This is a genomic window from Acinetobacter chinensis (assembly GCF_002165375.2).
Lineage (GTDB): Bacteria > Pseudomonadota > Gammaproteobacteria > Pseudomonadales > Moraxellaceae > Acinetobacter > Acinetobacter chinensis.
In genome coordinates, this window is record NZ_CP032134.1 from 861,027 (window position 1) to 886,483 (window position 25,457).

24 protein-coding genes are annotated in these 25,457 nt (G+C 41.5%); 14 read left to right on the forward strand and 10 right to left on the reverse strand.

The window, feature by feature from the left end; genetic code table 11:
- Window positions 1–36 precede the first annotated feature (36 nt).
- Together scpB and CDG60_RS04955 are read right to left on the reverse strand one after the other, a co-directional pair.
- Window positions 37–627, reverse strand: coding sequence for an SMC-Scp complex subunit ScpB (gene scpB, locus CDG60_RS04950; RefSeq protein WP_087513428.1), 591 nt, complete (start codon window positions 625–627; stop codon window positions 37–39).
- Window positions 624–1,418 (reverse strand): segregation and condensation protein A, encoded by a 795-nt coding sequence (locus CDG60_RS04955; RefSeq protein ID WP_087513429.1) that lies wholly within the window; start codon window positions 1,416–1,418, stop codon window positions 624–626. Before CDG60_RS04955 ends, scpB begins: the two co-directional genes overlap by 4 nt.
- 277 nt (window positions 1,419–1,695) lie before the next feature.
- On the opposite strand from CDG60_RS04955, the gene CDG60_RS04960 reads away from it, so the two are divergent.
- Both CDG60_RS04960 and CDG60_RS18340 read left to right on the forward strand, forming a co-directional pair.
- Window positions 1,696–2,433, forward strand: coding sequence for a GNAT family N-acetyltransferase (locus CDG60_RS04960; protein ID WP_087513430.1), 738 nt, complete (start codon window positions 1,696–1,698; stop codon window positions 2,431–2,433).
- 192 nt (window positions 2,434–2,625) lie between these two features.
- Window positions 2,626–3,093 (forward strand): hypothetical protein, encoded by a 468-nt coding sequence (locus CDG60_RS18340; RefSeq protein WP_193853171.1) that lies wholly within the window; start codon window positions 2,626–2,628, stop codon window positions 3,091–3,093.
- 56 nt (window positions 3,094–3,149) lie between these two features.
- Here CDG60_RS18340 and CDG60_RS04970 read toward each other — a convergent pair whose 3' ends face one another.
- Window positions 3,150–3,767, reverse strand: coding sequence for an L-threonylcarbamoyladenylate synthase (locus tag CDG60_RS04970; protein WP_087513431.1), 618 nt, complete (start codon window positions 3,765–3,767; stop codon window positions 3,150–3,152).
- 84 nt (window positions 3,768–3,851) lie between these two features.
- Window positions 3,852–4,514, reverse strand: coding sequence for an elongation factor P hydroxylase (locus CDG60_RS04975; protein ID WP_087513432.1), 663 nt, complete (start codon window positions 4,512–4,514; stop codon window positions 3,852–3,854).
- Between the two features lie 96 nt (window positions 4,515–4,610).
- On the opposite strand from CDG60_RS04975, the gene CDG60_RS04980 reads away from it, so the two are divergent.
- From CDG60_RS04980 to CDG60_RS05025, 10 genes are all read left to right on the forward strand, one after another.
- Window positions 4,611–5,174: a YceD family protein gene (locus CDG60_RS04980; RefSeq protein WP_087513433.1), complete on the forward strand. Its 564-nt coding sequence runs from the start codon at window positions 4,611–4,613 to the stop codon at window positions 5,172–5,174.
- Between the two features lie 75 nt (window positions 5,175–5,249).
- Complete coding sequence (rpmF, locus tag CDG60_RS04985) at window positions 5,250–5,435, forward strand: 50S ribosomal protein L32 (RefSeq protein WP_000290730.1); 186 nt, start codon at window positions 5,250–5,252, stop codon at window positions 5,433–5,435.
- A gap of 280 nt (window positions 5,436–5,715) precedes the next feature.
- The gene (fabD, locus tag CDG60_RS04990) at window positions 5,716–6,702 is read left to right on the forward strand and encodes an ACP S-malonyltransferase (protein ID WP_087513434.1); all 987 of its coding nucleotides are present in this window, start codon (window positions 5,716–5,718) and stop codon (window positions 6,700–6,702) included.
- Complete coding sequence (gene fabG / locus CDG60_RS04995) at window positions 6,699–7,433, forward strand: 3-oxoacyl-ACP reductase FabG (protein ID WP_087513435.1); 735 nt, start codon at window positions 6,699–6,701, stop codon at window positions 7,431–7,433. Before fabD ends, fabG begins: the two co-directional genes overlap by 4 nt.
- An 83-nt stretch (window positions 7,434–7,516) precedes the next feature.
- Window positions 7,517–7,753 carry an acyl carrier protein gene (gene acpP / locus CDG60_RS05000; protein ID WP_067669528.1) on the forward strand — a complete coding sequence of 79 codons (237 nt, stop codon included), beginning with the start codon at window positions 7,517–7,519 and terminating at the stop codon, window positions 7,751–7,753.
- Between the two features lie 198 nt (window positions 7,754–7,951).
- Window positions 7,952–8,425 (forward strand): peptidoglycan-binding protein LysM, encoded by a 474-nt coding sequence (gene lysM, locus CDG60_RS05005; RefSeq protein WP_087513436.1) that lies wholly within the window; start codon window positions 7,952–7,954, stop codon window positions 8,423–8,425.
- Window positions 8,426–8,783: 358 nt separating this feature from the next.
- Window positions 8,784–14,705 (forward strand): Ig-like domain-containing protein, encoded by a 5,922-nt coding sequence (locus CDG60_RS05010; protein WP_160116971.1) that lies wholly within the window; start codon window positions 8,784–8,786, stop codon window positions 14,703–14,705.
- Window positions 14,706–14,777: 72 nt separating this feature from the next.
- A protein-coding gene (locus CDG60_RS05015) for an IS3-like element ISAba14 family transposase (protein ID WP_223155595.1) occupies window positions 14,778–15,910 on the forward strand; the annotation gives its coding sequence in 2 pieces (ribosomal slippage) (window positions 14,778–15,030 and window positions 15,030–15,910; 1,134 coding nt in all).
- A gap of 65 nt (window positions 15,911–15,975) precedes the next feature.
- Window positions 15,976–16,869, forward strand: coding sequence for a type I secretion C-terminal target domain-containing protein (locus CDG60_RS05020; RefSeq protein WP_087514466.1), 894 nt, complete (start codon window positions 15,976–15,978; stop codon window positions 16,867–16,869).
- Window positions 16,870–17,164: 295 nt separating this feature from the next.
- Window positions 17,165–17,329: a hypothetical protein gene (locus CDG60_RS05025; RefSeq protein WP_160116973.1), complete on the forward strand. Its 165-nt coding sequence runs from the start codon at window positions 17,165–17,167 to the stop codon at window positions 17,327–17,329.
- 66 nt (window positions 17,330–17,395) lie between these two features.
- Here CDG60_RS05025 and CDG60_RS05030 read toward each other — a convergent pair whose 3' ends face one another.
- Window positions 17,396–17,824, reverse strand: coding sequence for a hypothetical protein (locus CDG60_RS05030; RefSeq protein ID WP_160116975.1), 429 nt, complete (start codon window positions 17,822–17,824; stop codon window positions 17,396–17,398).
- 342 nt (window positions 17,825–18,166) lie between these two features.
- Here CDG60_RS05030 and CDG60_RS18375 point away from each other — a divergent pair, with 342 nt between their 5' ends.
- Window positions 18,167–19,213, forward strand: a complete 1,047-nt coding sequence (locus tag CDG60_RS18375) for a WG repeat-containing protein (protein ID WP_227542929.1) — start codon at window positions 18,167–18,169, stop codon at window positions 19,211–19,213.
- Window positions 19,177–20,601: a tetratricopeptide repeat protein gene (locus CDG60_RS18380; protein ID WP_227542930.1), complete on the forward strand. Its 1,425-nt coding sequence runs from the start codon at window positions 19,177–19,179 to the stop codon at window positions 20,599–20,601. The genes CDG60_RS18375 and CDG60_RS18380 overlap by 37 nt, the downstream gene beginning before the upstream one ends.
- 372 nt (window positions 20,602–20,973) lie before the next feature.
- Here the strand turns inward: CDG60_RS18380 and CDG60_RS05040 are convergent, their stop codons facing one another.
- The 5 genes from CDG60_RS05040 to CDG60_RS05060 form a co-directional block, all read right to left on the reverse strand.
- Window positions 20,974–21,456, reverse strand: a complete 483-nt coding sequence (locus CDG60_RS05040) for a hypothetical protein (protein WP_193853174.1) — start codon at window positions 21,454–21,456, stop codon at window positions 20,974–20,976.
- Window positions 21,437–22,596, reverse strand: a protein-coding gene (locus tag CDG60_RS05045; protein ID WP_087514482.1) for an IS3 family transposase whose coding sequence is annotated in 2 segments (ribosomal slippage) — window positions 21,437–22,362 and window positions 22,362–22,596 — 1,161 coding nt in all. Because the reading frame shifts where the segments join, the coding sequence is not laid out codon by codon here. The genes CDG60_RS05040 and CDG60_RS05045 overlap by 20 nt, the downstream gene beginning before the upstream one ends.
- A gap of 35 nt (window positions 22,597–22,631) precedes the next feature.
- A complete protein-coding gene (locus CDG60_RS05050; RefSeq protein ID WP_227542931.1) occupies window positions 22,632–23,342 on the reverse strand; it encodes a hypothetical protein in 711 nt (236 codons plus the stop codon).
- Between the two features lies 1 nt (window position 23,343).
- Entirely contained in the window at window positions 23,344–24,258 is a 915-nt protein-coding gene (gapS4a, locus tag CDG60_RS05055; protein WP_087514272.1) for a GapS4a family protein, read from the reverse strand.
- Window positions 24,251–25,258: a nucleoid-associated protein gene (locus tag CDG60_RS05060; RefSeq protein WP_087514271.1), complete on the reverse strand. Its 1,008-nt coding sequence runs from the start codon at window positions 25,256–25,258 to the stop codon at window positions 24,251–24,253. Before CDG60_RS05060 ends, gapS4a begins: the two co-directional genes overlap by 8 nt.
- Window positions 25,259–25,457: the final 199 nt, after the last annotated feature.

Here is a 25,457-nt window from a genome sequence, read left to right on the forward strand (position 1 = left end):
CATAACCTTAGAAATTATCATCGACAGTTCACCTGTTCACGACTTTGATGCTAAAGCATCAAGCGCCATGAAAGCTTCCTTGGCATCCTGCAGGGGAGGCAGCTGGCCTAAATCGGATAGACCAAATGCATTTAAAAAGTGGGGCGTTGTAACCAGTAACGCGGGTCTTCCAGGGAGTTCCCTGAAGCCGGATTCCTTAATCCAGTTCCAGTCAAACAATGTGCGTAACATCTGGCTGTTGTTTGAAACTCCACGAATCTGTTCAATATCAGCTCTGGTCACGGGCTGATGATAAGCAACAACGGAAAGTATTTCGAGCAGTGACGGCGAAAGTCGCACAGGACGTTCAGGCCAGGTCTGAGCAATAATATTCCGGTATTTCGCACGAACCTGAAAACGGTATCCCTGAGCGGTTTCAACCAGCTCAATGGAACGTCCATGCTGAAGTACAGAAAGCTGCTGTAAATAAGCACGCAGTTCTGCTTTGGAAAACTTATCCTGAAATGCTTCTTTCAGGCGGGCAATGGATACAGGCGCATCACTTGCAAAAATGATGGCTTCAAGCTGCATCAGTGTTTCATGGCGGATTTCACCATCAGTCACTGATGTGAACTGTGTTTCATTCATGCTTGAGCTCCCTGAATTGCAAGCGGAGCTTCCACGCCAGATGCAACAATACTGATTTTCTGCTGGCGGGTCAGTTCAAGTACGGCCATAAAGGTGACGACCATGCCCATACGACCCTGCGATGGTTTCAGTAACTGTTCAAAGTTCAGAATTTCACCAGACTGTACCATATTTTCAATATAGGCAATGCGCTCTTCGAGCAGCACAGGTTCCTGCAGAATCTGGTGGATAACCGGTTCTGGACGGTTAAAGACACATAACAGTGCATCCCGCAATAAATCTGCGGAGTAGCCATCATTGGTCTGTGCAATATAGCCTAAGCCAACATTGGTTTCAAAGGTATCCCGATCAAGAACACTCATCTGTCCAAGCCGTTCAGCCGCCTGTTTAATCCGAAGATACGTTTCCAGGCGGTCAATCAGCTCCTGCTTAGGATCTTTTTCAGTTGCACTGATACTTGGTGGTTTTGGCAGTAACAGACGGGATTTCAGATCTGCAAGCAGGGCTGCCATCACCATATAATCTGCGGTCAGCTCTATATTCAGTGATTTCATAGCATCCATATAGGACAGATATTGCGACGCAATTGGGGCAATATCGACCTGGAGCAGATTAAAACCGTTTTTCTGAATCAGATAAATAAGAAAGTCGAGTGGTCCTTCAAAATGTTCAAGCAGAATTTCGAAAGCAGCAGGTGGAATATACAGATCTTCAGGAAGTGCTTCCTGCCATTCATCCATAACACGGATGTGCGGAACAGGTTCCATGGTGTTATGGATTGATTGATTCATTACAGTTATGAGCCACGCGAATTTTCAAAGGCATGAAGTACTGTCTGAGAGCTTTCAGAGAAAATGTCTGAAATTTACAGATCATGTACATAAAATGGATTAGGCTTAGTTTAAATGAAAAATGATTTTGAATAAATTACCTGAAGCATGAAATCATGAAAAAACCTGAAAATAAATAGGGAATATTTTTCTGTGTGATGACAGTTCAGCTGAAAACTTTATGATTTACCACCGCTTAATACTGTTTTGATTAAATATTGTTCAATTGTAAAATATCATGAGAAATTATCTTAAAACTGAACTGAATGATCTGGGGCAGACAGTAGGTCAGAAACTTCAGCCCACCCAGCCTGTTCAGTATGAAGCAACAGTACTTGAAGGCGACGCGGTTCGTTTATTACCTTTAAATCCGACTGTACTGAATGAGCAAAATATTCAGACACTGTGGGCAGCTGTATGCGCTGAACCTGATCCGTCCTGCTGGACCTATCTGCCTTATGACGCTTTTCTGAGTGAAGCCGAGTTGATGCAAACCCTGGCACAGCATTTTAATTTTCCGGGCTCCGTTCATTATCTGGTTGAAGTGAACGGGAGGTGCTGTGGGTGGATTGCACTGCTGAATATCCGCAAGGACAGTCAGGCACTGGAAATTGGTAATGTCTATTTTTCTCAGAAAATGAAACGTTCCAGGGCATCAACTGAAGTGCTGTATCTGTTGTTACAGTCCTGTTTTCAGCAGGGTTTCCGTCGGGTGGAGTGGAAATGTGACAACCTGAATGAACCCTCTAAACGGGCAGCACTCAGGTTTGGATTTCAGTATGAGGGACTGTTCAGGCAGGACAGGATCAGCAAAGGTCGCAACAGAAATACCGCCTGGTTTTCCATGCTGGACGATGAGTGGCGTATTTTGCAGACAGCTTATCAGAGCTGGTTAAAACCGGATAATTTTGATGAAAATGGTCGGCAGAAATCAACACTTAGTGCTTTTGCAGAGCAGCTTATCTCCACCCTCTAAGTCTTTACAGTGCTGTATGCATAACAGTGAAATATGGTTTTTGGGTATTTTTATACGATTTAAATGATCGGGTTAAGAGTTTTTGAAACGGTGTTTTATTAATTAATCATTTGATAAATATTATTTAATTTTTTTTAAAGATTTTGAATATGATATCCGAAACGGTTCTGAATAAAACTGAAGGATACTGGGGTGAATATAAAATTTGTTGTGGTGGGGCTTCTGATTATTGCTGGATTATTCTGGGGAAGTGAGCGCTACTGGGAGCATACATTTAAGGAACAGGCACGTTCGGGTCTGAAAAACATCAAAATGACGGATGCAATGCGAGCACAGATCAGCGCATCGGGATACCGTATTGAGGGTGATATTCTGAATCAGTATCCGATGATTGTGACATTTATGCATTTAAAGGACTATGAGAAAGAGAGCCTGCCTGCTGAAATGAAAGAGCAGATGTCCACAATTGGCTGTGAAATGGTTGAGCGGCTGAAAGGAGAGGAGGCAGACTTTATTAAAGCGCATCTGAATGTATTCAAAGAAGACCGTGTTGCTGTGTCTTATATTGTTCAGAACTCAGCTAAAAAAGAAATTCACAAAGTCAGTCAGGTACTGGCAGACTGTGAAAATTATAAACATCTGGAAGGACTGTATCTTTAGTTTTCAGTCAAAGACCAGTCCCACAGATTCAGAGGCGGCACAGCGCATGTCAGTGCTTATTCAAAAGCACTGACATCGCCTACACCACGACGGACAACAACAGGATTGTCACCGGATAAATCCACAATACTGGTGGTGCTTAAAGTACCGAGTCCACTGTCAATAAACACATCAATACGCTTTTCCAGCTGCTGTTCAATGTCATATGGATCATCCAGTGGTGTGTCCTGACCTGGCAGAATCAGTGTACTGGTCAACAGGGGTTCGCCCAGTTCTTTGAGCAGCAGCTGGCAGACAGTATTTCCAGGAACACGTAAACCAATGGTTTTCTTTTTGGGGTGCATCAGACGGCGGGGAACTTCACTTGTAGCCGGAAGAATATAAGTGGTTACAGCGGGCGTATTGGCTTTAAGTAAGCGGTACATGGCATTGTCCACTTTGGCATAGGTGGCAATATCCGATAAATCGGCACAAATAATTGCGTACTGATGTTTTGCACTTAAACCACGGATCTGAGCAATCCGTTCCATTGCATTTTTATTTCCAATCTGGCAGCCAATGGCATAAGCGGCATCTGTTGGATAAACAACAACATCACCAGCACGGATACGTTCCACAGCCTGGCTGATCAGGCGGGGTTGTGGGTTCTCAGGATGTATTCTTAAATGAAGCATAGTCTTTCTCCTGATACAGATTGTTCTGATTATCCTGTGAGTGTACAACCATACTTTTGGGTTATACAGATCTTTTTGTGTAAATTAATCAAGTATTTCACGTTTAAATTCATTCAGCTGTAATGGTTTTCCCTGACGGATGCAGGCACAGATACAGTGAATAAAATGAGCGGCATCGCGGGGCAGTACTGCCTCACCAGAGAAATAACGCTGAACCTGTGCAAAAACATAGTCTTTAAACGCAGAACCATCCCCCCCTTCACCTGTGAGATTATCCAGTGAAACGCGGAACTTCCGTCCAAAAGCAACGGCAAACAGCCATTCAATCGCCTGAGGTTTAATTTCTACCTGTTCAAAAAGCGCCTGCTGTTCCGCTGTACGTCCATCGGGTGCGTACCAGTAGCCGAGGTCTGGCAGTAACCGCCTTTGCTCACCTGCAATGGTCCAGTGGCTGATTTCATGCAGTGCGCTGTTAAAAAAACCATGAGCAAACTGAATGCGTGCGGGTTCAGCAGCGGTCGCAGGAAAGTACTCAGGTTCAAAGTCTCCGCGCACAAGGATCACATTTAAGTGGGAAAACCAGTGATTAAAGTGTAAGATGAGCCAGTCAACCTGCTGTGTTTCTGACCATGCAGTCATCCATTCCATGCGTTGCAGCTGAAATGGAGCAGCATCAGAATCAGTGGTTGAAAGTGTGCGAATAAGTGATGAAATATTCACTTCTGTTTGCGGCTGCAACAGATGCATGACTGAGTTACCCAATAGGTCTGTCTGAATAAGTGCAAAATTGTATCTTAATCTTTGACAGAGTACTGATGAATTTGTAGAATTGCCGCCTTAATTATGTCAGCAAATACCTTTCCGGCACAGATTGAGCCGTTTAAATGGGCTGAACAGGGCTTTACATGGTCAGGTACCCTGCCATTATCGCGTTTTGTTCGTATTGCCCGTGAAGCTGTTGGATCAATTGATGATCAATTGATTAACATAGACTGTAAGCTGTCACTCGATACGTATCATCGTATTGTATGGCTTGATGGTCATGTTGAAACGAAAGTTCCAATGGAATGTCAGCGTTGTCTGGATTCTGTTGAAATAGCTCTCGTTTCAGATTTTCATCTTGCTCTTATAGATGATGAGTCACTGATAGAGCGCTTGGATGAGGATGCTGATTTCATCGTTCTGGGTGAAAGTGAAGCGACAACCAAAGGAGATTATGCAACTGCTACTCCTGCAACTGTCAATTTACTCGCACTTCTGGAAGATGAACTGTTACTGCTGGTGCCTTTGTCTCCTAAGCATGATGCCTGTGAGCATAAGCATCAGCCTGCCGTTCAGGAAGTTGAAGAAGAGAAGCGGGATAACCCGTTTGATATTCTGTCCAGCTTGAAGGGTAAACTTAACTGATTTTTGTGTTATACTGTGAAGTATAAGACAACCAAATTTGTTCTGATCCTTTTTTTCGATTTGTAAGGAGCCATCATGGCCGTTCAGCAAAACCGTAAAAGTCGCTCTCGCCGTGACATGCGCCGTTCACATGACGCTTTAACCGAGAATGCATTAACTGTAGACCAGGCAACTGGTGAAACTCATCGTCGTCACCACGTGACTAAAGATGGTTTCTACCGTGGTCGTCAATTATTCGCTAAAGCAGCTGATGCTGAATAATAAGTGAATAATTAAGCATCGCGCTTAAGAAAAAAAGGGAGCTTACGCTCCCTTTTTTTTATTGCGATTTTTGTTGTATTTGGCAATTATCAAAGCATAAATTAAGTGTTAAATTCTTGCCCCATAAAAGAGTAAAGACCAGGAGCAGAAAAGGGTTTGTCCGGAAACTGCTTTATTTACTGATATTTATTCAGTGAAAAAACAGGGCAAAGTCTGAGAGTTTAGATCTGTCAGTTTTTGCAACGATGAACTTTATTCAGCCCTTACGAAAGGATTTTTTATGTCTGCTAAACGACTTGATCAGGCAGCTCTGGCAACCAGAACAGCTTTTGTGTTCCCAGGACAGGGTTCTCAGAAAGTGGGGATGCTTGCAGAGCTTGCAGAGCAATTTTCAGGTATACAGGCAACATTTGCAGAAGCATCTGAAGCGGTAGGATTTGACCTGTGGCATATTGCACAGAGCGGTGAAGGGCTTGATCAGACCGAATTTACCCAGCCTGTACTTCTGACAGCCAGTATTGCGCTGTGGCGGGTATGGCTTGAACTGGGTGGTGTGGCTCCAAAATATCTTGCAGGTCATTCACTTGGGGAATACAGTGCGCTGGTTGCAGCGGGTGCAATGAGCCTGGGCGATGCAGTAAAGCTGGTCAATCTGCGTGGGAAACTGATGCAGTCTGCTGTTCCTCAGGGGATGGGCGGCATGGCGGCAATTCTTGGACTGGACGATGCCAAAGTGCTTGAACTGTGTGAACAGATCAATATGCAGGGGCGCGGTTCAGTCGAGGCTGCCAATTATAATGCTCAGGGACAGGTGGTCATCGCAGGTGACAAACTGTTGGTTGAAGCCGTTATGGCAGCAGCGAAAGAACAGGGGGGTAAAGTAATTGCATTACCTGTTTCAGTGCCGTCACACTGTTCTTTGATGAAACCTGCGGCAGAAAAGTTTGCTCAGGCTTTGGAAGAAACCGCCATTGAGATGCCACATCTACCTGTAATACAAAATGTCAACGCGAAAGTCGCGGCAGACGTGGGTGAATTACGTCAGGCATTGACAGCACAGCTGTATCAGTCAGTCCAGTGGACGAAGACCATGCAGATGTTACAGGATGAAGGCATTCAGTATATTGCAGAATGTGGTCCTGGTAACGTGCTTGCCAATCTTGCTAAACGTTTGCCAAATATTGAAAAAGCATTTCCACTGGATTCGCGCAGTCGTATGGAAGATGCTCTGAATGCCATTCTGGTGGCAGAAGGAAAAATTGCATGACACAGGAACGTAAAGTTGCATTGGTAACAGGTGCAAGCAGAGGGATTGGTGCAGCCATCGCTCAGCAGTTAATACAGGATGGTTTTTTTGTTGTCGGTACTGCAACATCAGAAGCTGGTGCTGAAAAACTTTCAGCAGCTTTTGCTGAACAGGGTACAGGCAAAGTACTGGATGTCCGTGACGGTGCTGCAATAGATGCACTGGTTACAGAGATTGAACAGAACTATGGTTCTGTCCTGGTTCTGGTAAACAATGCAGGTATTACTAAAGATAATCTGTTACTTCGTATGTCAGAAGATGACTGGGATGATATTCTTAACATCCACCTGAAAGCAGTTTACCGTTTATCCAAACGTGTTTTAAAAGGCATGACCAAAGCAAGATTTGGGCGCATTATCAATATCAGTTCAGTGGTTGCACATTTTGCAAACCCAGGGCAGGCTAATTATTCTGCTGCTAAAGCCGGTATTGAAGCATTCAGCCGCAGTCTTGCAAAAGAGATGGGCAGCCGTCAGATTACTGTAAACTCTGTTGCACCAGGTTTTATTGCAACAGAAATGACAGAACAGTTGAGCGAAGAAATTCGTAAGAAAATGAGTGATCAGGTAGCACTTAACCGCTTAGGTGATCCTCAGGATATCGCAAATGCTGTAGGTTTCCTGGCTTCTGAAAAGGCCAGTTACATTACAGGTACTGTGTTACATGTAAATGGCGGTTTATACATGAACTAAGGTTCAGTATAAACTTTCAAAAAGATTTAGATTCAATTAAACTATCGGCATTAAAAACGCCACAAGCAATGAGGAGAATTCCTGTGAGCGATATCGAACTACGCGTTAAACAGGCAGTAGCTGAACAACTTGGTCTTAAAGTTGAAGAAATTAAAAACGAAGCATCTTTCATGGATGACTTAGGTGCAGACTCTCTTGACCTGGTTGAACTTGTAATGTCTTTCGAAAACGATTTCGATATTACGATTCCTGATGAAGATTCTAACGAAATCACAACTGTTCAATCTGCAATTGACTATGTTTCCAAGAAACTGGGTTAATTCATGATTTTCAGCTTTGCTGAAAAAAAAGCCACCATCCGGTGGCTTTTTTATTGCCTGAAATTTTGTTCTGCGTGTTGTTACATATGTTTACGTTTCTATCACCAATGCAAACTCTTTCTCTGCTATTTATTGGATATAAAATAAACTTTTGATTTTTACTACAATTGGCTAAACCATCATAACTGGAGAATAAAAATGGGTCTTTTTGATTTTGTAAAAGGCATTGGTAAGAAAAATACGGCTCCAGCAGAGCCACAGGCTGCACCGGCAACTCCTGCTGAACCATCTGCTCAGGAAATTGCAAATAAGCTGCTGGGACATATTAAAGCTTTAGGTTTACCTGTTACGGGTCTGTCCGTGAGTTATAACGGTGCATCAGATCTTGCAACGATTAAAGGTCAGGTACAGAGCCAGGCAGACCGTGAGAAGATTGTTCTTGCTGTGGGTAATATTGACCATGTTGCACAGGTTGATGATCAGATTACAGTTGCAACACCAGAGCCTGAAAGTAAGTTCTATACGGTAAAATCTGGTGATAACCTGTCTAAAATTTCAAAAGAATATTATGGTGATCCAAACCAGTACAATAAAATTTTTGAAGCGAACCGTCCTTTACTGAAAAATGCAGATGACATTTTCCCAGGTCAGGTACTGCGAATCCCTCAATAATTCACAGTTATATAAAAAAGGCGCATTTGCGCCTTTTTTATTGATTAAAATCACATAAAAAGCGGATACTTACAACAAGTTACAAAAATAAACGAACAAAAATCACTCAATTTAAGGGTAAAAATAAACTAAATTAAATCAATTAAATAAAATTTAATGTGATGTATAGCACAAATAAAACCCATAATAATGATCTGATTTAAAAATTACTTATTAAAAAAAATATAACAATCAGTTTAAGTTATATGAACTTTCATTCAAGTCAGTTTTGGCTATTCGATTTCCTGCGAAGCAGTGGTAAAAATAACCACATAAGAACGAAAAACGCATGAAAAATATTGAAAAAAGGGAAATCGCTATGTCAAAAATAATTGTAATTTCTAAAAGCAGCGGAAAAGTCATCGATAAGACTGACGCAGATGGGGTGGTACTGACTGAGAACTCAGTGATCAGTATTAAAGCAAGTAAAGAGGATGTTGCTGCTATTACCCGCGAAGGCAATACTGCCATTATTCAGCTGAAAAATGGTGAAGTCCTTAAGATTGATAATTTTTTCACAACGCCTGATAACCATATTGTGTTTGATAATGGATCAGGAGATCTGTACTGGGCTGAATTTACCAATGCCAATGGCGAAATTGCAGAAACGATCAAGTACCATCTGATGGATTCAGTGGAACCGCTGCTCTACCATGATTCAGGTATGGGGATATGGCCGTGGGTGGGTGGTGCTGCCTTGATTGGTGGGATTGCAGCCGCTGCAGGGGGCGGTGGTGGCAGTGATGGTAAAGATGGGCAGAATGGACAGAATGGAAATTCGGGTACAGGGACAGCTCCCTTGCCTTTTGCTCCACAGGCTTATGACAATGTAGGCAGTGTGCAGAAAGTACTGAGTTATGGTGATATTACAGATGATAATAAACCGACATTCAGTGGTACGGGTGCTGTCGCAGGAGCACTGATCAAAATTTATGATGGAAATACACTGATTGCTTCCACAACGGCAGATACCAGTGGGAAGTGGGAAGTTGAGCTGCCGTCTGGGGTAAAAGATGGGGTGCATAATTTCTCTGCAACACAGACGGTAAATGGTGTGGAAAGTCCACAGTCTTCCGGTTTGCAGATCAATGTAGATACTCTTGCTCCTGATCCCGCAAAAGTCACACCGACTAATCCGACCAAGGATTCAACACCGACTATTACAGGAACAACAGAACCAGGAACCAAAGTAGATGTTGTCATTAAAGATGACAAAGGAAATGTAGTATCCGAAGGTACAGCAACAGTAGATAACAACGGTAACTGGACATATACACCTGATACAGCTTTATCTGATGGCAAATATGATATCGAGGTGAAAGCTACAGACCCAGCAGGCAATGTCAGTGCTCCATCTGCGCCAGCAACTGTGACAGTGGATACCAAAGCTCCCGATCCTGCAGTGGTTAATCCGCTCCCACTGACCAATGATAAAACCCCGACCATCAGTGGTACAGCAGAGCCTGGTTCGACGGTTACAGTCACCATCAAAGACAGCAGCGGTAAAGAAGTTTCAGGTACGGTTACTGCAGACTCCAGCGGTAACTGGAGTTATACGCCGACTGTGGACCTGGCTGACGGAACCTATCAGGTGACGGCAACGGCTACAGACAATGCAGGCAATATCAGCGATCCATCTGTACCTGTAAATGTAACAGTGGATGCCACAGCACCTGGTGTTGTGGTGGTGAATGCTCCTGCGGTGACCAATGACAAAACACCGACCATCAGTGGAACGGCAGAGCCAGGCTCAACAGTTACAGTCACTATAAAAGACAGCAGTGGTAAAGAGGTTAAGGGTACGGTCACCGCAGATGCGAGTGGTATATGGAGTTATACACCATCTACAGACCTTGCTGATGGAACCTATCAGGTCACAGCGACTGCTACAGATAAAGCAGGTAATACCAGCACTCCTTCTGTACCTGTAAATGTAACAGTGGATGCAACAGCACCCGATCCTGCAGTGGTTAATCCGCTCCCACTGACCAATGATAAGACCCCGACCATCAGTGGTACAGCAGAGCCGGGTTCGACGGTTACAGTCATCATCAAAGACAGTAGCAGTAAAGAGGTTTCAGGTACGGTTACTGCAGACTCCAGCGGTAACTGGAGTTATACACCGACTGTAGACCTGGCTGACGGAACCTATCAGGTGACAGCAACGGCTACAGACAATGCAGGCAATACCGGTAGTCCATCTACATCTGTAAATGTAACAGTGGATGCTACAGCACCTGGTGTTGTAGTGGTGAATGCTCCTACGGTGACCAATGATAAAACACCGACCATCAGTGGTACAGCAGAGCCAGGCTCAACAGTTACAGTCACTATAAAAGACAGCAGCGGTAAAGATGTTTCAGGTACGGTTACTGCTGACTCCAGTGGTAACTGGAGTTATACACCATCTACAGACCTTGCTGATGGAACCTATCAGGTCACAGCGACTGCTACAGATAAAGCAGGCAATACCAGCACTCCTTCTGTACCTGCAAATGTAACGGTGGATGCAACTGATCCTGTGGTCACCATAAAACCATTCAGTCCGTTTGTAACTGATCGTACACCTGTCGTCACTGGTACGACCACAGAAAAGGATGCGACGGTAACTGTTATCATTAAAAACAGTGCTGATACAGAGGTGGAAAGAGGTACCGCTTCTGTTGATCAAAATGGTAACTGGACGTATAAACCCAGTACACTGCTTCCAGATGGAAGTTATACGGTATCTGTAATAGCCAAAGACAAAGCAGGGAATGACAGTACAGAAGTCAGTGAGTCCATGCAGGTGGATGCTACACCGCCAAAACCTGTACAGGTTGACCCTGTTGGACCTACAAATGACGATACGCCAGAACTTAAGGGCATATCAGATGTCGGTTCTGTGGTTACAGTCATCATTAAAGACAGCACAGGTAAGGTCATCGAGAGTGGACCCGCAACAGTAGATGCGAGTGGAAAATGGACTTTTACACCATCAGTAACCTTGCCGGATGGTACATATACGGTGACCGCGACTGCAAAAGATCAGGCAGGCAATACCAGTGACCCATCAAACTCTGTCAGTGTAACAGTGGATACAGTTCCACCAGATATTCAGATTACCAGTCCATCCACGACCAATACTGCTACGCCTGAGATTAAGGGTACGGTGGAGAAAGATGCGACAGTTACCGTTGAGGTGAAAGACTCGCAAGGTAATGCTGTTACTGGGTCTGTTGTGGTGGATACCAATGGCAACTGGACATGGACACCTGACAGTCCGCTTACAGATGACACTTATACAGTCACTGCAAAAGCAAAAGACGCCGCAGGAAATGAGGGTAATGCTACACTTTCAGGGGGGCTGACTGTTTCAGCAACCCTGCTTGATGCAGTGGTGATTAATGATATTGATGTCACCAATGATGCTACACCTGAAATTACAGGATCAGCGCCTAATGGTGCTGTCAAAGTCACTGTCACCATAAAAGATAAAGCAGGCAAGATAGTTGATACTGGTGATGCTGTGCTTGATCCAGCAAATGGCGGCTGGAGTTATACACCGAAGACTGCACTCAGTCCGGATGGTGAATATATCGTAACGGCAGGTGCTGTAAACGCATTGGGTACAAAGAGTGTACCGTCATTACCAATGGATTTTGTGCTGGATACCGTTGCAGGTCCTGTCAGCATTGATAAAATTGCCGATGCAAACGGTTATATCAAAGACGTTTTACCAGCCATTTCAGGTACAGCTGAAGCAGGTAGTACGGTAACACTGACGATAACAGGATCATCAGGTGCTTTGACTCCTGTTACAGTACAGACAGGTGCGGATGGAAAGTGGAGTTATACTCCGTCATCGGCACTCACCGATGGCCAGTACACCGTTGAAGCTGTTTCAGAAGATAAAGCAGGAAATAAAAATCCAGCACCCGTCACAGACAGTTTTACGCTTGATGCAACTGCACCAGTCGGGCTGATGGCACAGCTTGAAAAGGATACAGGTGTTTCGGCTACAGATGGTATCACCAGCAATGGAAAAATCCTGGTCAGCGGTCTGGAGACAGGTGCAACCTGGGAATACAGTCTGGATGGTGGTAAAACCTGGAATGCAGGAACCGGAAGTGACTTTAGCACTGTAGATGGAAAATACGATGTTCAGGTCAGACAGACCGATGCAGCAGGTAACTCAGAAGTTAAAAATCTGGGACCGATTACTGTGGATTCAGCAGCACCAGCAGCACCATCTGTAAATATTGTACCGAATGGTTCAAGTATAAATGGTACAGGTGAAGCTGGTGCTGTAGTGACCATAGAAGTGGTGGGAGGAAAAACCTATAGCGCAATAGTCGATGCTTCTGGTAAGTTCAGTGTCGCAGTATCTCCAATTCTGATTGCGGGTGAAACCGTGAAGGCGTATCTGACAGATGCAGCTGGAAATAAATCTCAGGATGCCACAGTAACAGCACCCAATGACCCGAATCTGGCACTCAGTCTGGCAGATAATGAAGTTGATTTTGCAGTAACAGTCACTCCAACAGTAAAAGAGTCTACAGCAGCAGAGCTTGATGCACTGAAAAAAACCAATGGTGTGATTGTTTCAGCTGGTCTGGGACCTGTACTCGGTGCAGATGTTCTGACCAGTGTTCTTAAGGAAGCAATTTCAATTCATGTAGATGCTGATACACAACGTCAGATGACATTTAAGAGTGAGTCAGGTGGCGTTCAGGTACTTTCCATGTACGACTTCCTGGTCTATAAAAAAGACCCTGCGACAGGCGCATGGAATCTGCATGAAAAGAGCGCTCAATGGTTAAAGGCTTATCTGCTGGGGGGCGTATCTGATGAACTGAGCATGACCTTCAACGAGGGAGATTATCTCGTTCTGCTTTCACCATCTGTTGGTGTGACTGCGCTGACAGGGTATACCCTGAAAGTACTTGCCGATGTGGTACTCGACTACAGCAACCCTGTGGATGTATTTGGAAGTGTGTCTGGCAATATGCTGACCGACCTGGATATAAACCATGGTGTGGATGCAGTACCGACAGGCTCTGTCATTGGAAAAGTCAACGGTACAGCGATTGATACAGCTACAGCCTCTACAGAAACTGAAATTAAAGGTCAGTATGGTTCACTGTTTGTCAAAGCTGACGGCAGTTACCGTTATGTGATTGATCCAACTTTTAAAGGCCCATTTGGCAGCAAGGAAGTCTTTACCTATGAGGTGACATCTGGTGGTCGGGCAGATACAGCTGATCTGGTCATTACTCTGGAGAACATGCCTATAGAAATTGCACCGCCTGATATAGATGCAACAGTCATTCTGGGTGTAACACCATCTGAATACGCAGGACCTGGAGTTCCGAAGAAAACCAATTTTGATGTACTGAAACTGGGCTTGCTGGGGCCAATTCTGGATGCAAATGCTGTGAATGTTGATCAACAGATGAAGTTTAATGTTGGTGCAAATACAGTACGTGAACTGACCTTTAAGGGGGATGCAGGCGGAATCACTATTGGTGCTATATATGACCTGTATATCTATAAAAAAGATGAAGTTACAGGTAAATACGTCCAGTATGAAGTTGTGAAAGACTGGTTCAGCGTTTGGTTGCTGGGCGGTGTTTCCGATCCGATCACACTCGGTTTCCCTGAGGGGGAATATGTTGCAATGTTGGGCAGTGCTACTGGGGTGGGGCTGTTGCAGGGTGCATCTATTGAAGTGACCAAAGACAAAATTTATGACTACAGTAAACCTGATGTCAGCAGTTTTACAGGTCAGGTCACAGGAGATGCCACTGAGACTGGCACTGATACAGTGATTAAGGTGGATAACCAGGCTGTCAGCTCAGGTGGTTCAGTTACAGTTAATGGTGTGTATGGTCAGCTGGTGATTCAGGCAGATGGAACATATACATATACAGTCACTCCACCAACAGGCACAGGTAGCTGGACACCGCCTTATGGCAAGGTTGAAACATTTACCTATCTGGTGCGTGGAGCAGATGGCAAAGTCCGTGTTGAAACCCTGAATATCAAGATAGATACGCTGTCTGCCATAGATGATATAAATGTAAGTCCGGTTAATGTCAGTAATAAAGTCGTTACTGAAGATGTCTTTACATACGATACAGGCTGGTCAACTTCAAAGACAAAAACATTCAGTATCAGTGAGGGACAATCAGCTGATGTTACTTTCACTGTGAGGTCATCTGTTACCAATCTATTGGGTAATAAAGAGATGGATCCGTAAATTTGAACAACTCCTATAAGTGATATTCTGCTCCTCAAATGATGTTATAAACATCAATATATGGAGTATTTTATGGCACGTAGACCAAGAAGAAATCATTCAAATGATTTTAAAGCTAAGGTAGCACTTGCTGCGATTAAAGCAGAAAAAACACTTGCTGAATTGAGTGCTGAGTTTGATGTTCATCAAAACCAAATTATTGACTGGAAAAATCAATTGATCTCAGCTTCCTCGCAAGCTTTCGATCAATCAAAAGCTCCAACAGAACCACCCATCGATCTAAAAAAACTACATGCAAAAATCGGTGAGCAGGCATTAGAAATTGATTTTTTAGAAGGTGTGTTGAAGAAACTGGGCCGCTTCAACCACAAAAGTTAATCGACGACTCACTTCAGATTTCAGTATCTAAGCAAGCTAAGCTGCTGAAAGTCTCCCGTGGTTGTTATTACTATCGCCCAAAACCTGTGAGTGCATCAGATCTGAAGCTGATGCGATGTATTGATGAATTACATATGCAATATCCTTTTGCAGGCAGTCGTATGATGCGTGATTTGTTGAATCGTCAAGGACATCATATAGGACGACGTCATACACGTACTTTAATGAAGAAAATGGGTATTCAGGCGTTATATTGCAAACCAAATTTAAGCCAGGCTAATCAAGCTCACCGTAAATATCCATATCTGCTCAAAGGGTTGGCTATTCAGCGCAGTAATCAAGTGTGGTCTACGGATATAACGTATATCCCTATGGCAAAAGGCTTTGTTTATTTATGTGCTGTGATTGATTGGCATAGCCGCAAGGTACTTGCGCATAGGGTATCGATTAGTATGGAGGTGGATTTTTGTATTTCGGCTTTAAATGAAGCGATTGAAAAATATGGTCGACCTGAAATATTTAATACAGACCAAGGCAGCCAGTTTACCAGTGATGCATTTATTGATGTATTGAAATCAAATGGCATTCAAATCAGTATGGATGGTAAAGGTCGATGGGTAGATAATGTGATGGTTGAACGATTATGGCGGAGCGTTAAATATGAAGAGGTGTATCTCAAAGCTTATAGCAGTGTCACAGATGCGAAAAAGCAATTAAGTGCATATTTTGAGTTTTATAATTTGAAACGACCTCATTCGAGTCTAGACAAAATGACACCAAATGAGTTTTACTATGATCAGCTACCCCAACAAAACAAGGTGGCTTAACTAGAGCGGAATATCACTTATAAATACGCTTTTAGTTGTTCAAACAAGTGGGACCACCTCTTAATGTGACGATTACATTGAAGGATTCAACAGGAACAATCATCCAGACAAATGCACAGATTAAAGCCCTGGACAGTGATGACTATGAGATTAAATTTACGGGGCTGCAAGCGGGCAATTATACCATTGAGGCAAAATCGACAGCTTTTTTAGGAAATATCTATAATTTCAAAGGAACGGCTGAAAAAACCTTCTTCAATGAATTTGAAAGTCAGGGAGTGCCAGCAGAAGTCAAAGGCAGTTTGATCAGTAACGACCTAGGAGCAGGCACTATTGCATCTTACAGTGTGGCAGGTCAGACAGTTTCAGCGCTAGGCGTTGCTAAAACCATTACAGTTCAGGGGCTCTATGGGACTTTAACTGTCAATGAAAAAGGAGAATACACCTATAAGCCATCTGGTAAGGCTTATGGTGTGGAAACCTTCGAATACACCATTAAATCTGAAGCAGGTTCAGGAGATACAGCCAAACTGACTATAGATGTAGGAATGAATCTGACTGCATCTGCAAATAATGACAGTGTCAGCAGCAGCGGCGCAGCGGATACATTTACCATGGGGTCTGGTTCAGACACCGTGATATTTAAACTGCTGAATGCTGCAGATGCAACTGGCGGAAATGGTACGGATACTTGGACTGACTTTAAAAAAGGTCATGTACCTTCAGTTCCAGATGCGGATAAAATTGATCTGCATGCATTGTTGGATGATGGAAAGGTCAATGCAGGAAATCTGTCAGATTATGTCAAAGTGACTTTTGATCAGGCATCAGGAAATACAACCGTTGCAATAGACAGAGATGGTAAAGCAACGGATTATGAATCCACTGATCTGCTGGTTCTGAAAAATACCAATGCTACTTTGCAGGAGCTTTTAAACAATCAGCAACTGTTGTTCTGATCTGAGAGATTCAACAGACTTTAAAAAGGCGCTATATGCGCCTTTTTATTTGAGTTGATGCTTCAGTTTCAGTGGGAAATTTTTCGGTATTCAGTTTTGAGGACAAAACCTGTACGACTGAAGCTCCATTGATTTTTGGAACTCAGGATGGAGATGGTGTGAAATAATAGGCGTAATATTCGTCCTGATACATGCGACGAATAAATTCTTAAGTCTTGTATTTTTCACGCTGAATAAGCAGGTTCAGACACATCCTGGACTGTGCAGAATCATTGTGGCTGACTATGAGTTTTATATGGACGATCAGCATACATGCAGTCATAGCAACAAGCAGTATCAAGCGTTCAACCGGGTGCTGATTCAGTTCATAAACAAACAGGCTTACTGTATCACTGATGTTGTAGAAACCGTCTGGGGAAATTTTTATCAGGATTACAGTACCAATAAAGAGTATTGCTGAACAAGCATACAGGTGAAAAGCGCACCGAGCACAGAAACTGGGCTTGTTCAGTCTATGTTGCCACTATCATTTCCCCTGCATTATCACCAGAAAAAATACAGCCAGCAGGCTGAAAATCAGAACAGCAGCCGTGACCAGTCTGACCTGAGATCTGGATGCAGTACGCCGTGCAGATGAGTCATATAGAGAAACATTCCCACATTGGGCTGAAACTGAATCTCTGCTGTAAATCTGCACATCACGTGCACCTGCGTTAAAAATCATTTCGGCTAAAGCCCTGATTTCCACCTGAGTCAGTCCGCCTTCAGTCTGTTCCATAATCTCTGTAATAACATATGGAGAAGTGCTGAAAACTGAATGGGTTCTGTGTTTCAGCAGCTGTTTACATGTCTGTTCAGCTGCATCGTAATTGCCAATAATACTTCTACTGTGACAGTAAGCTGTGGATGGGATTTCAGTTGCAAGGATGGAACCGTCATGTGCCAGTAACTGCATTTTATTGCTGTAAATTTGAATATATAAGGCGTTCGGATGTTTTTGAAGAGCAGTTTTGAGCATTTTCATGTTTTAAGTTGTTGTAATTTTGGTAGTTTATCCACTTAATGTGGCGACTGGAAGTCTTTCTGGTATCGCAGGTTAAAAGCTGAAAAGATACAGCAAAATGAAAGAAGTAATACTGTATAGACAAGTCAGCGCGTTGTATTGTAGTCAGTCTACCGGATATGAAAAAAAACTGAAAAAAGAGTGAAGTATCTACGTAAATATGCAGCTGAATATTTATTTTCACTATAAAAAAGTACGGCACAGATTTTGCAAAAATAAACCAGGGTTTCCTCTATGGCACATCGTATTTATGTCTATAACGTCAGTAAAAATGGCAAAGAAAAATATTCAGAACTGCTTGCTGAATGGAATTATGTGATTCCCTTGTTGCTGATGCCGCTGTTTTTTGCCAGTCCGCGGGTGAAAGGAAGTTTACTGTATTTTGACCGTGAAGCAGGGATAGCAAATCTGCATCGTTTTTATGATTTACTGGGTGAAAGCTATGAGCTGACTTATAAAGCCTGTTTTTATGAACCACGCAGGCAAATGTTTGAAGTGCTGGAAAATCTGCCTTTTGCGTGTTTTGAAATGGATGCATCTGATGTTTTTAATATGAATGAGGAAAGCCATAAAGAGCAGGCACAGGAAAGCCGTGACCTGTCTTTGCTGAATGAAGAAGTGGCCAAAACAGGCTATGAAAGTTTTCGTGACATGCTGGAAACTGACTGGATTCAGTATGGACTTGGCTACTGGGAAAAATCACTGTATCAGCATGCAGCAGAAAGTTTTGAGAGCAATGGTCTGTGGGGGCTGAAAAACCGCAAGGGTGAAGTGATACTGGAACCACAGTTCAGTCAGCTCTGGGCATTTAATGATGAAGGTATTGCTGTTTTTTTGAAAGATGAAAAATATGGCTATATCCGTGATACAGGGCAGATTGTGCTGGAGGCACAATTTTCTGAGGCTTTCGATACCTTCTCACATGAATCCATCAACTATGCTGTTGTTCAGCCTTTGCATGCACCTGAAAAGCAGGGGTTGATCTGTGCGGATACGGGTAAGTGGATGCTTCCACCTGTATATGATGCTGTAGACCAGCTGGCATATACAGACTGTTTCAATGTACTGCTGGATGATCAGTATCAGCTGCGAAATTTTCAGAATGAACAGGTTATTCAGCAGTCATCCGCTGTGCCATTTGAAATGCACTATCTGAGTGCTGATGCTCATCTGTATTTCTGTAAACAGAAAGGCAGTGCCAAAAGACATTATTTTCAAAGCAATGGTGAAATATTGGCGAGTATATGGAAGATATACTTTCAGCACTATCACCCGGTTTAATACAGGTCAGCCCTCATAAATTTCAGCGTAAAATATCTGTTCTGAATGCCGATGGTTCAGTATTGCTTGATGAGGTGGATGAACTGAAGATGTGGTCAGATCACTACCGCAGTTTTGTCTATAGGAAACAGAAAAAATGGCATGTGTATGACACCGTCAGTCAGTCATTTCTGCTGCCCGAAGGCTGCGATAAACTGCTGAATGACGCTTATATTCATTTTCTGAAAGATGTGTATCTGTTTGAAAATGCAAGACAGTATGGTCTGTATGATGCGCAGCAACATCAGTGGCTGATCCCACTGGAAAATAACTTCAGCAAAATTGAATATACAGATACAGAGTTTTTCCGTTGCACAGCTACAGATGGCATGCGCTATTACGATGCAGAACAGAAATACCTGAGTGATCTCTTTGATTATATTGCCCCTGCGCTGGATCGCTACTTTCCTGAATTCAGTCAGCTGACGCTTTATAAAGGTACACAGCTGTATACGATTAATTTACAAAGAGAAGTACAGCAACTGACTGCGGAGCAGGTTGGGCAGTATTATTTAAAGCGCTTCAATTTTCGTGGGAAAGACCTGAAGTTTTTTGAACGGTTTTATCAGCAGTGGATTGAAGCACAGGGAACAGCCTATCTGAAATTTTTTGATGCAGACACCCTGTTTCAGATGGCAAAACAGTATCAGGAAAAAGACTGTATAGACGAAGCACTTCAGTATTTTCAGCTTGCAGCCAGTAAAGGGCACAGTGAAAGCATGGTGGAAGCAGGGTTGATTTATGATGATCATGAAGCTTTCTGCAATAAAGCGCAGGCTTTTTCATGCTATGAACAGGCAGCACAGCTGGGCAACTCATGGGGCTGGAACAATATGGGCTGTTTGTATTTAAATGGGCAAGGTGTTGTAAAAGATAGTGCTCAGGCGGTGATGTGTTTTGAACAGAGTATGCAGTTGGGTAATGGGCAGGCTTATAAAAACCTGGCAGGGCTGTATTATGACGGTATAGATGTAGAAAAAAATGTTGAGCTTGCAACGCGGTATTATGAGCAGGCAGAAAAGCGTTTTTATTTCTGTGGGGAACAGCTTGCTGATCTGTATTATGATGTACAGGATTATAAAAAAGTCCTGAAAATAATTAAGCGTGATAACGATGAAGGTTATACGGCTATATATTTTGCTTTAATGCATGAAGGTGGAATAGAGCTGAAACAGAATACCAAAAAAGCTATTCAGTACTTTGAGCAGTCACTGAATTATGCTGAGTATCACTACGCGCTGAACAGGTTGCTTCATTATTATGGGGAGTCAGATCAGTTTAAAAATAAAGAAAAATATGAGCATTGGAAAAATTATATAGAGGAAAATGGAATACAATTGGGTGAATAGGCTTCTTTAAAATTAGAAAAGATTAAAACAGTTGATCGGGTTAAGGTGTGATTTATTTAAATAGACTCGTCTCTGATATGTATTTAATTTTATAAGTATTTTAGCCTTTTCATTGCTTTAGCATCTATGTGTAATATAAATATTTAATTAAAAACTGGATTGCATCTTTAAAAAACCGCCATTAATGGCGGTTTTATCATGATAACTTATGTGTTACTCGTCATTGATGCATAAGCTGTCATTGTATGCAGGATAAATCAATAAGTTAGTAGTCTTTGTGACATATAATGACAACTTCTGCAACACAAGTAGTGTCATAATCTGAGTTTCGTGGCACGTAAGTTGTCATTTTCTAAAAGCATTTTTTATAAGCTATTTCTTAGCTAAAACAAAGTTAAAAGCTCTATCTCTTATCTCTTGAACTTTGCTAATGATTTTTTTTCTAACCTCTTGTTGGCTATTTTTTTCAAGCCTAGATAACTTTTCTATACTGAAGTTAAAGATGGTTCCAGAATAGTCATTGTCTTTGGTTGATTTACCTGAAAATAAAAACTCTATTCCACAATCGCCAATATTCGTCCCGAATTTGAAAGTATAGATTACTTTCATTTTTATGAGAAAATAAAAAGGGTAATATTTAGAATCGTGTAATAGAAAGACTTTCCCTAGATCTTTTCCATTTACGTTAATTTTACTAACTCGACCTTCCATCCATTCAATCTGAGGATCCTTTGGTAGGGCTCCTGCTTCTTGATCTCGAATAATTTCAAAGTCACCGACTTCTTTATAGGTAAATTCTGTATCAGAAGCCGAGGTGAGTTGAAGAAAAATGATCCTAGACAGTATCGTGGACAACCAGCCCCTCTAAACTTTTAATATATTTCTGTTCAAAGGCTTCTGGACTTAACCAGCCGTTTGCAGAATGTCTTCTGACTCGATTGTAATAAATTTCAATATAGTCAAACAAGACAGCATTCGCTTCTTTTCGAGTCGAAAACACACTGCCATGTACCACATGACCTTTTAATGTATGAAAGAAGCTTTCAGTCACTGCATTATCCCAACAGTTTCCACGTCTAGACATACTCTGAGTACAATCATTTTTCAGTAACAGCGCTCTAAAATCACGACTACAGTACTGTGAGCCTTGGTCCGAATGAACCATAACACCAGTTGGATAACCCTGACGAGCCATTGCATAGTTAAACGTATCACACACCAACTGGCGGTCTATTCGATGGCTGGTTTGCCACCCCACGATACGACGGCTAAATAAATCTAGCATCACACATAAATACAACCAACCTTCTTTAGTGCGGATATAGGTAATGTCTGTTGTCCAGACTTTATTAGGCTGAGTAACTGTAAATTGGCGATCCAACAAGTTGGGTGCTGTAGGCAAACGATGGGTTGAATCAGTCGTATGCTTGTATTTACGTGCAATCCTGCTACGTAAACCAAGCTTTTTTAGCATCCTTCCAATAGTACGTTCGCTCATGTTGTAACCTAAATCATGCATGTCATGTACTAATGAAGGTGCACCCAATCGTGCATGATGCTGCCAATATACGGCTTTTAAGTCATTATATTTCTGTGCCGTATTGGCTTGACGTTTTCGCCAGGCATAATAGCCTGAAGTGCTGACACCTAGGTATTTACAGGCAGAAGATACGGTGACTTCATTCATATCTAGATCTTGAATTACCGTGTACTTTTCTTGGCATGATCTGTTAGAAAGTACACATGCGCTTTTTTTAAGATGTCATTGGCTTCCTTGAGCTGTTTGACTTCTTTCTCTAATTCCACGATCCGCTGTTGTTCTGGTGAAAGTTGACGTTTGCTTGAACCTGCCGGATTGGTTTCACGAATCCATTTATCTAATGTTGAATAACCCACACCTAATTTCTGGGCGATTGCAGCTACAGACTCGTGTGAGTTTGAAAGTGCATAATCAATCGCTTGCTGTTTAAATTCGGGACTAAAACGTTTAGCCATTTCTTGAATCTCCAAAGATTAAAGTTACGTTATCTTTAGAGGGACGTGCTGTCCATTATTTTGTCTAGGATCAAAAAGCGAATACGATCAATATTATCAAAGTCTTCAAATTTAATAGAGAAAGGTTTTTCGTCCACTGTAATATTTTGGGATTTATAAAATTTACCAATGGCTTTAGTAATTTTTTCATTTAAATGATCGGTATCTTTAGAGGTTCTATATCGATCAACTTCGATTTTAAATCCACTACTTGATTCTTTTAGTCGAATTTCAGCTGGGTAAACAAGTTCTTGCTGAATCCAATCTTTACTAAAATCAAGAACTCGAACAGTATAAGTGATTTTGAGTTCACCATTAGGTTCTACCGTAAGGGTAGGGCTAGATGCGAATTCACGACCATCATCAAGTTGAATGCCATCGATGACGGATGAAAAGTCATCAATTAATGGAGTTTTCCAATCCATTGAGCTAGAGGATAACTGGAATGAACTTGATGAGTACTTTTGACCAGATTCTCTAACGAAAGATTTTTCAATTAATTTAGAAAACTCATCTGGTGTGAGTAGACAGGCGCTTAATAGAGGAACTGTATCAGCTTTTTCTGAACTACCAATAAAGATACCTTTTTCTTTAAGAGTTTCAGTTATCTCTCCTGGACTAATTAGATCACTATTTAGGAGAATTCGAAGATGATCTCCCCAGAGTATAGCTTTATCGAAGTCAAACTGTTTAGCATACGATTGCATATTACACTTCCAATAAGTCCAGAACAGATTCCTTGTAGCAAAATACTTTGATGTCTGCTTCCCTTTTATCAAAGCTCATTAAAACTTCATCCTTTTTATTTTTATCATCAGCGGGATGATAATTTTCTAATCCAATGAATATGTTTTTAACCCATGCATCGGCAAAATCCAAAGCTAGACTACAAAGTTTTTTTAATACTTCATCTGAGAAGTTCTGTTTTGCGTATAAGCATAGAGCTGGTTGATCACCAATCATGAACTTTATCGGTATGATATCAGAGGCGATGAGTTCTATTGGTAATATAGGACCGAATCGTTCATCATTTGATATGACAATACTTCCAAGTTTTGGATAGTAAAAATTATAAGGTGCATGTATAGAGGATTTAAAATGTGTAAGAGCATCTTTGATAAATGTTGCTCTAGCCATGTCAACTAGATAGATAGGGTGCTTCGCTCCCAATTCAATTTGCATTGCGCTGAGGTCTTGTTTTATATCTCTATCTATTTGTTCTTTATTTCCATGCCACCAAAAAAGGACGCCAAAGTGTCGCTTTTGCTTTTGACAAGTGAACGAGCTAATTGCACTGTTGATTTGAGGGCTAACTTTAGAACAGTCAATAATGCTTTCCAATTCCAATAAATGCTTTTTTAGTTGGGTTCTGGTACCTTGTGCACCTGCTGGGTATCCTTTACTTGAATTTTTTGTTGATATATAAACAATATCAGTCTTTTGATCGTGAAGAGGATTATTATAGATATAAAAAAAATCATTTCCATGAGTTTGCTTATCATGCAGTGGCTTATTGCAAAGAACATTAATTCCTCGCATAAAACTCTTCCAACCAATCAGTTTTAGAAGTTCCTCAGTTAACTTTTCACCATTTTCACCAGAAGTTTTTGATAGCTCACCCATTTGATTTCTCCAATACTATATTTATATATATCTGTTTCTTATCTTCATCCAAAGTCATGTTTTTAAAATAAAAATCATTGGGTAATATGAGGGAAATATCTTTACCTAAATTAATTTTACTTAGAACTTTTTGGAGTTTATTTTCAAACTTTTTAGCAGGTAGAACTAGCTCTTGAAGTTCGACTTCTCCTTTTAAATCATTTAGTCGTTGGAATTCTGAATTCCAAGTTTCTTTGGGAACATATTTCTCCGATATATTTTTAATCTCAATCCCTGAGATTGATTCTTGTCCAGTACATAGAGCAGAGATTTCTTGCCCAAAAGACTGGCGTTCAATAGGATTCTCAATCTTATTGTTAACTGTTGTGATTAGACCTAGAGCAATTGCAGATTTTACTCGTTCATTCGGTATCTGTTTTGCCTGAAGAAAATCTTCAATCCAATATTTTGTCCGATTGCTAAGTCTATCTACAGCATAAACTTGATTTGAACCTTCAATTACCAGTGCGCCTTTATCAATAAGCTCAGGGTTTATACCTTGAAGAACTTCAAGTTTTTGAGTTCCATTTTCGGAGTGTGCTGATAGATACTGTTGTTGTGACTCAACTTTATAAATGCCAATAGCTGATTTATATTTGTCTTTGATTCTTATTTTGTCGAATAAGATAATAAATAGATCACCAGAAGCAATGTTGGGATGATGTGTCGAGCTATAAAGGTGAGTAGCCAATCTTTTTGATAGCTCAATAAAATCAATTTTTTCAGATTCAAAGTTTGAAATATGATGAGAGATCTCATTTAGAGTAACATCTGTCTCATGAAAAAGTGTAAATTGATTATTAATACGTACTATTCCACGAAGATATCCGTACAATAAAATATTAGCAATATCTTCAGTAATGGATAAACATTCCTCAGCCAATACTAGAGGCTCTTCTCGAAGTCGATTACCGACCTTATGTAGAATAACTGATTTGACTCGAGCCTCACCAATTTCCATATTTCCCTCGTAAAATAGTTTTCTAAAAAGTTACCTAAACAATCGTTATTTGATGAATAGATATGAAGTATAGCTTATTGATGTATAAAGTTTTTTAAATTTTAAAGATTTTTTTACTTTTTGTCCAAATGTAAAAAATCTATGTTTTATTTAGTTAAACTGGTCTGAAAATCTTTTATGTGTGACGGATTTTTATATC

Coding starts and splice junctions, on each gene's coding strand:
- CDG60_RS05025 (WP_160116973.1), top strand. CDS start 17,165: ATGGACGATCAGCATACATGCAGTCATAGCAACAAGCAGTATCAAGCG.
- CDG60_RS04960 (WP_087513430.1), top strand. CDS start 1,696: ATGAGAAATTATCTTAAAACTGAACTGAATGATCTGGGGCAGACAGTA.
- CDG60_RS05050 (WP_227542931.1), bottom strand. CDS start 23,342: ATGCAATCGTATGCTAAACAGTTTGACTTCGATAAAGCTATACTCTGG.
- scpB (WP_087513428.1), bottom strand. CDS start 627: ATGAATGAAACACAGTTCACATCAGTGACTGATGGTGAAATCCGCCAT.
- CDG60_RS05010 (WP_160116971.1), top strand. CDS start 8,784: ATGTCAAAAATAATTGTAATTTCTAAAAGCAGCGGAAAAGTCATCGAT.
- CDG60_RS04980 (WP_087513433.1), top strand. CDS start 4,611: ATGTCAGCAAATACCTTTCCGGCACAGATTGAGCCGTTTAAATGGGCT.
- gapS4a (WP_087514272.1), bottom strand. CDS start 24,258: ATGGGTGAGCTATCAAAAACTTCTGGTGAAAATGGTGAAAAGTTAACT.
- CDG60_RS05060 (WP_087514271.1), bottom strand. CDS start 25,258: ATGGAAATTGGTGAGGCTCGAGTCAAATCAGTTATTCTACATAAGGTC.
- CDG60_RS18380 (WP_227542930.1), top strand. CDS start 19,177: ATGGAAGATATACTTTCAGCACTATCACCCGGTTTAATACAGGTCAGC.
- fabD (WP_087513434.1), top strand. CDS start 5,716: ATGTCTGCTAAACGACTTGATCAGGCAGCTCTGGCAACCAGAACAGCT.
- CDG60_RS04975 (WP_087513432.1), bottom strand. CDS start 4,514: ATGCATCTGTTGCAGCCGCAAACAGAAGTGAATATTTCATCACTTATT.
- lysM (WP_087513436.1), top strand. CDS start 7,952: ATGGGTCTTTTTGATTTTGTAAAAGGCATTGGTAAGAAAAATACGGCT.
- CDG60_RS04955 (WP_087513429.1), bottom strand. CDS start 1,418: ATGAATCAATCAATCCATAACACCATGGAACCTGTTCCGCACATCCGT.
- CDG60_RS18375 (WP_227542929.1), top strand. CDS start 18,167: ATGGCACATCGTATTTATGTCTATAACGTCAGTAAAAATGGCAAAGAA.
- rpmF (WP_000290730.1), top strand. CDS start 5,250: ATGGCCGTTCAGCAAAACCGTAAAAGTCGCTCTCGCCGTGACATGCGC.
- CDG60_RS05030 (WP_160116975.1), bottom strand. CDS start 17,824: ATGCAGTTACTGGCACATGACGGTTCCATCCTTGCAACTGAAATCCCA.
- CDG60_RS04970 (WP_087513431.1), bottom strand. CDS start 3,767: ATGCTTCATTTAAGAATACATCCTGAGAACCCACAACCCCGCCTGATC.
- fabG (WP_087513435.1), top strand. CDS start 6,699: ATGACACAGGAACGTAAAGTTGCATTGGTAACAGGTGCAAGCAGAGGG.